This window comes from Nitritalea halalkaliphila LW7, from assembly GCF_000265075.1.
Classification (GTDB): domain Bacteria; phylum Bacteroidota; class Bacteroidia; order Cytophagales; family Cyclobacteriaceae; genus Nitritalea; species Nitritalea halalkaliphila.
Window position 1 is genome coordinate 1 of sequence record NZ_AJYA01000050.1, and the last position, 12,722, is coordinate 12,722.

General features: G+C 46.8%; 5 protein-coding genes and 1 pseudogene. All 6 read left to right on the top strand.

Annotated elements, in window-relative coordinates:
- Positions 1-878, top strand: an 878-nt coding sequence (locus tag A3SI_RS13600; protein WP_009056780.1) for a COG1361 family protein, incomplete at its 5' end; no start/stop codon positions are given.
- A gap of 5 nt (positions 879-883) precedes the next feature.
- A complete protein-coding gene (locus A3SI_RS13605; protein WP_009056782.1) occupies positions 884-1,666 on the top strand; it encodes a T9SS type B sorting domain-containing protein in 783 nt (260 codons plus the stop codon).
- A 47-nt stretch (positions 1,667-1,713) separates the two neighbouring features.
- A pseudogene (locus tag A3SI_RS21055) lies at positions 1,714-2,636 on the top strand (PorP/SprF family type IX secretion system membrane protein).
- Between the two features lie 231 nt (positions 2,637-2,867).
- Complete coding sequence (locus A3SI_RS13620) at positions 2,868-4,787, top strand: OmpA family protein (protein WP_009056785.1); 1,920 nt, start codon at positions 2,868-2,870, stop codon at positions 4,785-4,787.
- Positions 4,788-5,218: 431 nt separating this feature from the next.
- Positions 5,219-10,789, top strand: a complete 5,571-nt coding sequence (locus tag A3SI_RS13625; RefSeq protein ID WP_009056786.1) for an Ig-like domain-containing protein — start codon at positions 5,219-5,221, stop codon at positions 10,787-10,789.
- Positions 10,768-12,722 (top strand): Ig-like domain-containing protein (locus A3SI_RS21060; protein WP_009056787.1); only part of this gene is annotated, 1,955 nt, incomplete at its 3' end. The genes A3SI_RS13625 and A3SI_RS21060, both read left to right, overlap by 22 nt.

Consider the following 12,722-nt stretch of genomic DNA (forward strand, 5'->3'; position numbering starts at 1 on the left):
AGAACTTGGCGTACACGATCACGGTGACGAATAATGGACCAAGTGATGCACAAGAGGTAGTGGTAACGGATCCGATTCCGGTAGGCACCAGCTTTGTAAGTGCAGACATGGGCGGCATGTTGGAGAATGGCATCGTGACTTGGAATGTGGGTACTATCCCAGCGGGCGAGACGGTGACCTTGAGCTTGGTGGTGCTCGTGGATGCGAACCTAGCAGATGGAACGATTATTTCGAATATCGCAAGGGTAGAGAGTCCTACGGATCCAGATACACCGAAAGAGTCTGATCCAGACGAGACGCCAGTGGATAATAACCAAATGGCTATGCTCGAGATTGAGAAGATGGCTCCAGCTACTATTGAAGCAGGTCAGGAACTCGTCTATACCATCACGGTGCGTAACACAGGAACGGGAGCAGCTCGAAATGTGGTTGTCACAGATCCAGTTCCAGTAGCAGCTACCTTTGTGAGTGCGGATAATGGAGGAATGTTGGCAAATGGCCTAGTAACATGGACAATTGCAGCATTACAACCTGGTGAAGCGATAACTTTACAGCTTATCGTTCGCGTAGGGGATCAAATTGCTCCAGGTTCTGTAATTATTAACGTGGCGACTGCGGAAACGCCAGATGATCCGAATACACCGATTTCATCTGATCCGGTAAGAACGGAAGTAGTAGAACCACGTGTGGCGGAGATCGAAGTAGAAAAGACGCTATTGGAGACCTCTGTTACGAATGGTGACATGGTAACCTTCGAGATTCGCGTCAGAAGTGTTGGAAACGCGGATGCACTCAATTTAGTGGTAACAGATCAGTTGCCAGCTTCGGTGATGTTTATCGATGCTACTGGAGACCTGTTGTGGATGGTAACCTATTGACTTGGATGATCGATCGCTTGGCGCCGGGAGAAGAAGTACTGTTCACGATAACAGCGCTTGTAACAGCTGAAAGTGGTTCCATCATTAATACTGTTCGTGTTGAAGGTGATAATGTAGACCCAGTAGAGGATTCTAACGATCCGGTACCAGTAGGAGGCTTGGATGTAGCTATTCTGAAAGAAGTATCCGCGCAAGTGATTCGAGTAGGAGAGCAGTTTGAGTTCCTCATCACTGTAGAGAATATTTCCACAGTAACAGCGAACGGCCTAACGGTTACAGACTTTATTTCTCCGCTTGTGACGTTCCGCGATGCGATCAACTCTACAGGAACAGCTTCCTTCAATAATGCCACTCGCGTAGTGACATGGCAGATAGAGACGCTGGCGCCGGGTGCTACAGCTACTTTAAGGATTATCGCAGAAGCAACTCGCGCCGGTACGGTATCGAATACCGCACGTCTTCGCACGGAACAGCGTGATATTAATGAGGAAAATAACACATCAAGAACGGAGCATATCCAAATCGATCTTGTGATTCCAAATGTCTTTACGCCTAACGGTGACGGTATTAATGATACTTGGGAGATAAGAGGACTTGATGAGCTGTTTGTTTCAAATAAACTTATCGTGGTTAACAGGTATGGTGTAGAAGTCTTTAGAGCTTCTGATTACCAAGGTGACTGGAATGGTAGCAACCTAAATAGTGGAACCTACTATTATCAGTTAGAAGTAACAGATGAAAATGGTGTGAGCACCAAGTTTACAGGATTCGTAACCATAATCAACTAATCATGAAAAAGTCAATTTTAATTCTAGCAGCGTTTTTCTTTTGTGGAATGCTTGTTGGGCCGCTAAAGGCCCAACAAGTACCACAGTTTTCTCAATACATATTTAACCCAGTATTCATTAACCCTGCTTATACAGGATATAAAGAATCTCTTTTCGTTCAAAGTTACTACCGTGCGCAGTGGACAGGGGTAGAAGGAGCACCGACACTTTTGCTGTGGCAGCAGATACGTATCTAGAGGGTTCACGATTAGGGATTGGCTTTTATGCGCTCCATGATGAATTAGGTCCTCAGCGTGCTACCTCACTCTTCGCTAATTTAAGTTATCGAATTCAGCTTACTGAGTCGCAGTACTTGAATTTCGGAATCGCTGGAGGTATGGTGAACTCCATGTTTGATGGCAGTATTTTAAACCCTCTCATGCCTATGGATCCTAACGTTCCTTTAAATCAAGAGCGAGTTATGTATCCTGAATTTAAGGCGGGAATGTTTTATTACAGTGATTTCTTCTTCTTTGGCGCAGCTGCAGAAAATATGCTATCGCTTTTCCGTGAGGAGGACCAAGGGGATATTATCGTTGACCGCAGAGTCGCTGCCAATATTCATACGGGTTTCTTCGTAAATTTATCGGATCAAGTGGCTTAATCCCATCTGTTCTGGTGATGGATGACTTCCGTGCGCCGCTCGTGTGGACGTGACCTCCAAGGGGTGTTCTATGAGCGTCTACGCCTAGGGGCTTCTTATCGATTCGGTGTTGACTATGCAGACCGCTTGGTAAACTCTAATTTAGAAAGACCTGTAGCGCTTATCGGAATCGCTCAGCTGCAACTAGGAGAAGGGTTAAGAATCGGCTATGCCTATGATCATAATATTAGCGGTTTTGATGTGAGATCATTGACTACACATGAAATTTCGTTAGGTATTTTATTCCCTCAGCGTAGATCCAGCATCGTGTCTCCACGATATTTTTAAGTTTATTTGGTTGATTTATGCATTAGAGATAGTACTGGAATATCCAGTGCTATCTTTTTTTGCGCTGGGCGCAAAGGCGTAAACTTCCGAGAACTGTCCATAAAAGCGAATTTTACGGAATAGTGGTCTTTTTAGAGGCCAACTTCGTAGTTATAGGTAATTTTGACTTTGCCTATCGCACGTCAAGATGGATAAATGTATATAAAAAAAATGAGCCATTATATGTACCACATGAAACGACTTTTCCTTTTACTGCTGGGTTTTTGCCTTTTACAACAGGAAATTTCGGCCCAAAAAATTGATCTCAGCTTTACCCAGCGAAAAATTAATCAAGCGGAGCGACTTCTATCTAACGGGTTTTATCAGGATGCCTACGATGCATTTAATGATCTTTTAGAGGTCACGATGGAAGATCGTGTGGTGTTGGGATTTGCCAAATCTGCTTTTTGGACTAAGCGCTTTGATACTGCTGATAAATGGTTTCAATACCTGCATGAAAAAAGTGCACTTGACATGCAAGATTATAAGTATTACGCAGAATTGCAGGTGCGCGCGGGACTGCTCGAGGAAGCAGAACAAATTTTGAAAAAAGGAATGGACTCAGGTATTTTTTCACCGGGGGATCAAGAATTGGAGCAATTACTCGCCACGATAGCGCGGACGAAAAAAGCGAAAAAACAAACCACTGAAGAAATAGCGCGGCCCTTAGCAGCTTTCGAGCAAGAGCAAGGTGAAGTGTATGGGTTGACCTACGCCGATCAATCTTTTTATTACGTAAAAGAGTATAAAAACCAGGAGAATAAAAGTGTCTTTGAACTGTTTCGTCGTAGAACTTTCGAGGATGCACCTATAAAGGTAAGTACACTCATGGATGACAAGCTTTATGCGGGTCCTGTCACTTTTTCGAAGGAATATGTTTTTTACAGCGCCACGCCAGATGCACAAAAGAAAGGCTTAAAAGCTGCTTTGCCCGGTAGTACACGACTAGCCGTTTATCCTGGAATATTCTATCGTGCACGAAAGGCGGATGGAACCTTTGGGGAAGAGCTGGCCCTGGCTGTAAACGATGTGTCTAAATATGCTGTGCTCGATCCCTTTTGGGATGAACAAAAGGGTGTGCTCTATTTTGCTTCGGATATGCCCGGTGGATACGGAGGCTTAGATATCTATTATCAAATTTATATCGGAGATAATCGCTGGACGCGACCGATAAATGCTGGCCCTGAGGTGAATACGTTTGAGGATGATCGATCTCCTGCTATGGTGGGCGACTATTTGTTTTTTTCCAGTCGTGGGCATACCGGATTTGGTGGTTATGATTTATATAAGGCAGAACGTATAGGCTCTAATTTTCGAAAAGCAGAGAATCTGGGTTTTGGTATAAATTCCAATAAGGACGAGGTGAACTTCATGGTAGATCCACTTCGTCCAGGAGCCATTCTTTTTTCTTCTAATCGAACGTCTTCTGGCTCGGAACTGAAGCTGTTCACTGCTCAGCTAAGTCCCCAGCGTAAGGAAGTTCTACAAGTGGCGCTGTCTATAGATGGGGTGAAGTCCGTACGAGATGGACGGGATTTTACAGTCCAAGTTTTTGACTTTCAGGATAAAGTGGTTTTAGACACAGTTCTAAAACAATCGAATGGTAAATTACAAGTTCCCATTAATGACGCTGCAACTATAGCAGGTCTTCGGGTTTTTAGCACGACACTGCATAGCGCTGAGTTTATTTTACAGCCTGGAGTGGTCTTAGCTGAACAAAATCCAGAGTTACGTTTACGTTCGATTCGTTTTGGTGCCGCGGATGTGTTGTACCCTTTAAAAAATAGTGAAGTGGAGCAGTTGAGTCCAGAAGCAAAGGAAAAATTAGACTGGCTTGCCGCTGAACTGCGCATACATGCAGGCTTACGTGTGGAACTGGGTGTACATGCGGATGCGCGAAAATCTACGCGACAAGCTACGCTATTTACGAATAGGCAAGCTGCACTTATTCAGTCTTATCTGGAAAGCAAGAATGTGGATCAAAGAAGGATCTCTATTCAGTCGAAAGGGAATCAGGAATTGAAAAATGATTGCCTGCCAGGTCTTCCCTGTTCGGAAGAGGAACATCAAGAGAATAACCGTGTGGACATTGTGATTCGCTCTATTTCTTAGATAATTAGTTTAATTTCAGTCTATTATCTTTTAAGTTTTAGCAAGACAAACAGGTCGTGTCACTATTCACGGCCTGTTTTGTTTTTAGCTCTATATCAAATTTATATTTGCTTTTGAGTGATTCTAATTTAGTAAAATTTTGACAAAATAGCTATTAAGCAAATGGTGGTCAACCCCCTTTATCCCCTTGATTTTTTGAATTTTTCCTACAATATATTAACTAAAATTACGTTGTGTGATGGTGGGTATTCTGCTTAATCAGGCAACTTCTCTCTTTTTTATGTACAGATGTATGTTTTTTTCGCTTTTTTATCCTTACAAAATTTGTCTGTTACATGACAAAAATGTCCCGTGAAGTAACAATTCAGTTATTTTTCGATAAGCGGTTTATTCGTTCCTTAATTTGATGTTGGGAACTAATTATGAACCATATGTCGAAATTTTACTATTATTTCATCTTATTTTTCTACTTGGGTGCGGGGCTTGGTGTGCCCAAGAAAAGCCAAGCCCAAACCATTACGGTCGCCAATGAGGTGGTGGCTATTTCGGAACCTCGATCGACTGGGATATTTACTTCTACACCTACAGCCATTAATCCTCAGAATGCTACGGTAAACAATAATCAGTTTGCTCGTTTGCAGTCTAGCCCAGGACTTGCGCTGGGACTAGGTAGTTTTACCGGTTTTATTGACTTGCGCTTTCCAAGTCTTCAAGCGGCTAATACCACTTCTTATGTTCGACTACGTGGAGAAGACAGCTTATTAGAATCTCTTTTAGGGGGCTCGCTCGGGCAGGCACTTGCTGATATCGGTGGTCTTGTTTTGTTGGGGAACCAAGTGATTTCGCTTGAGGCGCGTAATGAGGCTGGTGTTGTTTTTTCACGTAATTCTGGATCATCGGGCGGTGGTTTTAACAACCCCAGGTCGCGCGTGGTAGCGGATGCGCAGGGCAATCTTTTTGTAGCTTTTACTCCAGATCAACCTTATACACGAATTCGTGCGACAAATGATATTACCTCTTTATTAGGTTTAGGAAATATAGTAAATCTCGACGTATTTTCTGTTGTCACCATTGATGGGATTGGGGCATGTGGTTCTCCTCAGTTCACTTCTTTTGATGCTTCAGGGATAAACTTGGACCTGCTCGGCTTGGGTAGTTCAGGAGTTACTAATCCCGGTCGTGCCATAGATGGAGACATCAACACTTTTTCTTCCCTTAGTCCGGGTTTACTGTCCGTTGGGGGAACTATTTCTCAGTTTTTCGAGTGGGGCTCCAGTAGTGTCGCCACTGATGAGGTTCAAGTAACGCTGTCTGGTTCCCCAGCGGTACTGAATGTGGATTTATTAGGAGGCATTCGCTTGGTGGCATATAATCAAGGGAATGTCGTTTTTAATCAACCTCTAAGTGCTTTAAATACAGAACTTTTAGGTATTTTACAATTGGATCTTTTGGGGTTACTTTCTGGAGGTGATCCGGTTACATTTCCAGTACGTCCTGGCGTTCCTTTCGATCGCTTCGAAGTTCGTGTGGGTTCTCTTTTAAATGTAGATGTAGGAGAAGCCATTCGGATCCATGAGGTGGTGAAGACAGCTGGGCGACCACTCTTTGCCGATCCGGCAGCTCAAAATCAAGTGCTATGTGCCGGTGAAAATGCGATTTTCTCTGTTATTCAAGAGCCCAATACAACCTATCAATGGTTCGATCGCCCAGTAGGTGGTACGGCGATCGCTTCAGGAGCTACGTTTAATGCGGGTCCTATCAGTGCGCGTTCGGTGTTTTATGTAAGCGCCACGCGAGCAGACTGTTCCGAGCCTTCTGTGCGTGCAGCCGTTACGGCAGATGTGGATCTAAATCCTACGATAACAGTAGCAGGCGCCACTGTTTTTACAGCTGGCTTAAATGATACTGTCACGCTACCCGCAGTTTCGGCCACGGATGGTGCAGGAAATCCAGTGCCAGTTTCCATCATACCACAGGGCGGTGCTCCTTTTACTGCACCGAATCTAGCAGGGCCGTTTACTTCTGGAGGTCAGTTTGTTTACCGCGTACAGGCGGATGGGCCTAATTGTACCAATTTTGTCGATATTATCGTGACGGTCATTGATTTCGATGACTGTCCGGCGGTCTTCACCCCGAATTTTGCGAATGATGCGACGGAATTTACTACCAGTAGCCTTTTAGGGATACAGCTGGGATCTGTCACGAATGCCAATAATGCAGCTGACGGAAATCTGAGTACCTTCTCCGTGCTATCGGAAACCTTAGGGACTTCTCTGCTGGGACTTACTGGAGAGACTTCCCAGACCTTAGGCTGGAATGTCACCCGACCGGCTGGATCGCTCGTAACGGTTAAGTTGGCCAGAGAGCTAGCAGGAGTAGCGCAAGTGGCAGCTGGGATTTATGTGCAACCTTTCCGAAATGGCGTGGCTGTCGGTCCTCGACGTGTCGTAGATGGCAATCTTGTGTCTGTCTTAAATGGTGTAAATGAGTTTAATGTGAATTTTGTACCTACCGCTGCGAATGGCAATGCCGTTTCTTTCGATGCAGTGAAGGTGGGCTTACTTCCGCTGGTGAATCTTCTCCAGACGGTTCGTGTTTATGGCGCCTATACAAATGATGCCAGCGCATCAGCACCAGTGTGTGATTTCGGGGTCTTTGATGTACTAACAGGTTTCGAGACAGGCTTACTTGGTTTAGACGTAGTTACAGGTTTAACGGCAGTCTTAAATCCGGAGAGAGCCGTGGATGGGAATTTAAACACTTTTGCTACGATCGTTAATGCAGTCGGTGTTAATGCCTTCTCTAAACTCGAAGTCGCGTATCGCATCCCAGCGATCCAAGGCGATTCCCTTCGCATCAAAATCGGTGTTCCAGCGGCACTTTTAGAGCTTAGTCTCTTAGATGGTTTTCGCATTCAGCGCTTCTTAGGTAATCAAGCTGTAGGAGCTCCCGTGGCTTTGAATGGTAGCCTCATTTCGCTACGTCTTCTGGCGGGGAATAATGAAGGAATTCTGAGCTTGGCGACAGATGTACCTTTCGATCGTATTCAGATTTTAAGCGGTGGCCTGGTAAGCGCATTAGAAGCACTTCGGGTTTTTGATGTAAGCATCGTACCGACGACACGATTTGAGAATGAGGTGCTGGATCCAGCTACTGGATTAGGAATTCTTGATATTTGTCCTGGCGAGGAGCTGGTCTTACCGACTGATTGTGATGGAGTTAAGCTTTACACGGCGGCGACTGGATCGGATGAAATCACGGTGCAAGACATTGCACAGTTACCCGCTGGTACGGTGCTTACTGTATTCGTGCAGCCGATACGTTTCGGATGTGAGACGACCACAGAGCGCCGTGAGCTGCAAATCCGAGTACGGGAAACACCGCTTCCTATCTTGGAGCCGGCTGGCGCCAATGTGCTGCCTTTAGGTGCACCTATTACCCTACGTGTGGCAAATGCAGGCGATTTTGCCGCAGGCACCACCTACGAATGGTTCCAAAACGGTGTGCTTATCCCTGCGGTAACAGGGCCTGAGCTCAGCATTCCTGCCTTTAGCGCTGCACAAGTGGGTAGTTTCACCGTTCGTGCGCTAAGTACTTGTCCTTCAGAGCTCAGCCTACCTGTAGACTTGCTGCTATTAGACTTGGATTTTTGGAAGGGATTTGAGGTAAGCACAGGAAATCTCTTCGTTCAAGGGGGAGAAGAGGTCACTTACTTTATAAATATTCGCAACCAAGGCTCAGTGCCTTTAAGTGGGCTAATCATTCGGGATGCGATTCCTGAAAATACAGCTTTCGTAACGGGTTCAGCTTCCGATGGAGGTGCACTAATCGCGAATGAACTGGTTTGGACGAATGTCGACGTTCCGGCAGGAGGTACTCGAACGCTTACTTTCCGCGTACGAGTGGAAGCAAACCTAAGCGGTGTGAATGAAATTTTTAACATCGCACGCTTACAGCTCGACCCTGCAGGACCTGCGATAAATTCATTGCCACCGAACGCGCTGGGTGATGGCCCGGATATAGGTGCTCCAGAAGGGACTATTATTCCAGTGGAAGCCAATCCTAATCTGGCCGCATGGAAAGCATTCGCGGTGGAAGGAGATGCCTCTGCTACGCAAGTGGGCCCTAATCAGTTGATTACTTACACGATATTTGTTCGAAATTTAGGAAATCAAAATCTGACAAACGTACGGGTTAGTGATAGGCTTCCTGCGGGCGTAAGTTACGTATCAGGAGGTACTTTGGCCGGTGATGTGGTCAGCTTTACTGTAGGTAATCTGCAAGTAGGGGAGACCAAATCCGTTACGTTTAGCGTCCGTACGAACCAAAATCTAACCAATATTTTCTTCATAGAAAATACAGCAGAGGTTCGTGCGAATGGAATTCCAGATCCTATTTTAACAGTGCCTCCTGTGGACAATCAGGATCCGTTAACTAGTGGTCCTGATTTAGGAGCCGGTCCAGGCACCCGAATTCCAGTCCTGAATAATTTAGATATCGCCATTACGAAACTGGTTAGCTCCAGTGATCCGAGTGGTTCTGCTGTAGCGGGTGCTACCTTAACGTACACGATTACGGTACGTAACACAGGATCTGTCGATTTAGAACGTCTTTTCATTCGCGATCCGCTTCCAGCGAATACCATTTTCCTTTCTGCTACTGATGATGGCAGTGTGGAAGCAGGAGAAGTGCGCTGGGTGTTTGAGCCAGCTAATTTGGCCGTAGGCCAAAGCCGAGAGGTTAGCTTCACTGTGGAAGTAGGTCCGATCGATAGCTCCGTCATCGGTCAAATTTCAAATATTGCTTTTGCTACGGCGACGGGTCTAATTACAGATGGACCAGCAGTAGATGTGGAGCGCCAAACGCCTCCTGTAACCATTAATACAGCCTGTGCACCAAGTACGGCTGCAGATATCGATGCAGATGCCGGTGCGATTTGTCCGGGCGAAAGCTTTGACCTGAATCCGCGCAGCACGACTGTAGCAAATCCTATTTTCCGCATTTTCACAGATGCTAGCCTGAGCCCATCTAGTTTAATAAGCGGAACGGTGGTAAGTCCGACGGTGACCACTACGTATTTCATTACAGTAGAAGGGGATGGCGTGTGCCAAACGCTGCCTGGTCAAGCGTTAGAAGTGACGCTAACAGTAAATCCATCCAGTACAGCAGCTGATATTACAGCCGATGGACGTGAAATCTGTTTGGGTGAGCCGACAGAACTTACGGCAAGCAGTGCTCTAACCAATCCGATTTTTAGATGGTATACCGACGCGGGCTTGACACAGCTGCTGTTTGAAGGGGCCACCTTTACGCCAGCCAGCGTGAATTTGGGTGCTAATAGGTTCTTTGTAACCGTCGCAGCGGAGGGTATTTGTGAAACTAAAGCGGGTGAGGCGAGAGAAGTGGTTCTTACCGTGAATGAAAGGCCAGCGACTCCGGTAGTTTCTCCTACGGCCATTACATTAACGGAAGGGTTTAGTGCTGCGATTTCTGCTTCTGTCGGTGCAGGTGAAGTTGCCGTTTGGTTCGATGCGAATGGCCAGGAAGTCTTTGTAGGCGAGGTCTTTACTACGCCGACGACTTTGCCGATAGGCACCTTTACCTTTAGCGTATTCGCGCGTAATACGACGACTCAGTGCTTAAGTGAAAATGCTGCTACGGTGACTGTAACCATCGTGCCGCGTGATCCGAATGCCGAAAACTGTACGATAGCGAATGCGCAAAGCGGCGGTTCGACCTTACTGTGTGTCTTGTGCTCGATTACAAATGCCGAACGTGCCGTGGATGGAAATCCAGACACATTTAGCCGATTGAATATTCCTGCTGGCTTACTATCAGGTTCTGTGTTCCAAAACCTGTTTTTCCCAACTCAAGGTGCGGCTGGGGACAGTGTACGTGTCCGTCTGGCCATTCCAGGAGGCTTAGCTGATGTTAGTGTCTTAGGAGGCGTACAGTTACAACTTTTACAAAATGGCAGCCTGTGGGATCGGCTGTTTCGTTAAACAATAATTTATTACGTGTTACACTGCTCTCGGGCAGTGCAGGTACAGTAGTTTTCCCTGCAGGTCAAGCCTTTAATGGTATCCGTGTGACCAATACGGCAGGGGTAGCTACCTTATTGACCTCCGTAGATATCTTCCAAGCGGAAATCAACTTTGCGGGACCAAGTGCGATTAGTGAAGATGTCGAAGTGTGTGTGGGTGAACGTGCTACACTCAGCGCTACACCTGCAGAAGGAACGACTTTACGCTGGTACGATGCACCTGAAGGAGGAACATTATTAGCGAGTGGCAATAGCTTTACTTCCGCTCCGCTAACAACAGTAGGACAGACCACATTCTTTATCGCTGTGGTTCGCAATGACTGTGAGGATCCGATCCGAATTCCTGTTCGCGTGCAAGTGAATCCAGCGCCTCAGGCGGCTGATTTAACCATCACAGGTGCAGGGGAATTCTGTCTCGGAGAGACCGTGATCTTAACTCCAGGTCTTCAGGAAGGTAGTGCGTTTGATCCAGCTGCGACGACCTTCAGATGGTACCGTGATGCAGCTCGCACAAATGAAATTTTAGATGGCCAAGAAGTGGGAGGCGTTCGCTTTGCCCTTAATGCGGCGGGTGAACTGAGGGTAGATGGCTTAGCTGCAGGTGATGTAAGTTTCTTCCTATCAGCTGTTTCGGCCTCGGGTTGTGAAACCCCTGCGGGTGGACTTCTTGTCGCGAATGTTCGTGTAAATGCGGATGCTGGCCCGCCTGTAGCGAATGCTAATCAGCTATTCTGCGCGATCAACATGCCTACCTTGGCAGATATCGCGGTATCAGGCATTGGTTTACGCTTCTTCGCTACCATAGATGATCTGACGGAACTACCTTTAACTACACCACTGGTGGATGGTGCCACCTATTTCATCAGTCAGGAATCTGCCGCTGGTTGTGAAAGCGCACAGCGTACTGCGGTTACTGTTCAGGTGGAAGCAGGTATGGCTCCTGTAGCGAATGCTGTTCAGGAGTTTTGCCTCACAGCAAATGCCACGCTGGCTGATTTAGTAGTAAGTGGCCGAAATGTACGCTTCTTCGATGCTCCCACGGGTGGCACGGCCCTGCCGCTATCCACTCCACTGGTAAATGGCATGCGCTATTTTGCTAGTGCTGAGACGACAGCCGGTTGTGAAAGTGTAGAGCGTACAGAGATCTTAGTTAATTTGATTGACTGTGTGGCCAACTTAAACTTGGTTTTAGCAGCCAACAGAACACGAATTACAGCAGGTGAGGACAATACCTTCACCTTAGAGGTAAGTAATACGGGAAATTTAGCCACTGGCCCTGTTCGCATCGAGAGCCCTTTACCTCCTGGTACACAGTTAGTAAATGCTTCTGCTGGAGGTGTTGTGAATGCGGGCGTACTAGTTTGGGAGGTTCCTAACATCCCTATCGGAGAATCTGTATTCTTTACCTATGTGTTAGGTTCGAATGTGGATCTACCGGATGGAACTGTACTTGCGAATCAAGCAAGGGGTATTGCTGCGACAGATCCACGAAGTCCTGTGCTAAGTAATTTGGTGAATGTAATCGTCGATGCAGCACCTCGAGCTGATCTAGAAGTGCTGAAGACGCCTGCGGCACCGCGCGTGCTGGCGGGTGAGTCGATTACCTACACGATTCGAGTACGTAATATAGGAAATGCGGCAGCGCGCAATGTGTTGGTGACGGATGCACTTCCTGCGGGAACGGTGTTCGAGAGTGCGAGCATGGGCGGGACTTTTGCTGCCGGCACGGTGAGCTGGAACATCGCCGAGATCGCGGCGGGTGGAGAGGCTACGTTGACCTTAGTTTTAGGAATCCCGGCTAATACGGCAGCGGGTACGGTGATCCGTAACGTAGCGGTGGCCAATAGTGCGGATGATCCGGATGGTCCGAAGGAAAATGCGCCGGATCCAGA

Excerpts from the sequence above, each read along its gene's own strand:
- A3SI_RS13605 (WP_009056782.1), top strand. The coding sequence starts at position 884 with ATGATCGATCGCTTGGCGCCGGGAGAAGAAGTACTGTTCACGATAACA.
- A3SI_RS13620 (WP_009056785.1), top strand. The coding sequence starts at position 2,868 with ATGAAACGACTTTTCCTTTTACTGCTGGGTTTTTGCCTTTTACAACAG.
- A3SI_RS13625 (WP_009056786.1), top strand. The coding sequence starts at position 5,219 with ATGTCGAAATTTTACTATTATTTCATCTTATTTTTCTACTTGGGTGCG.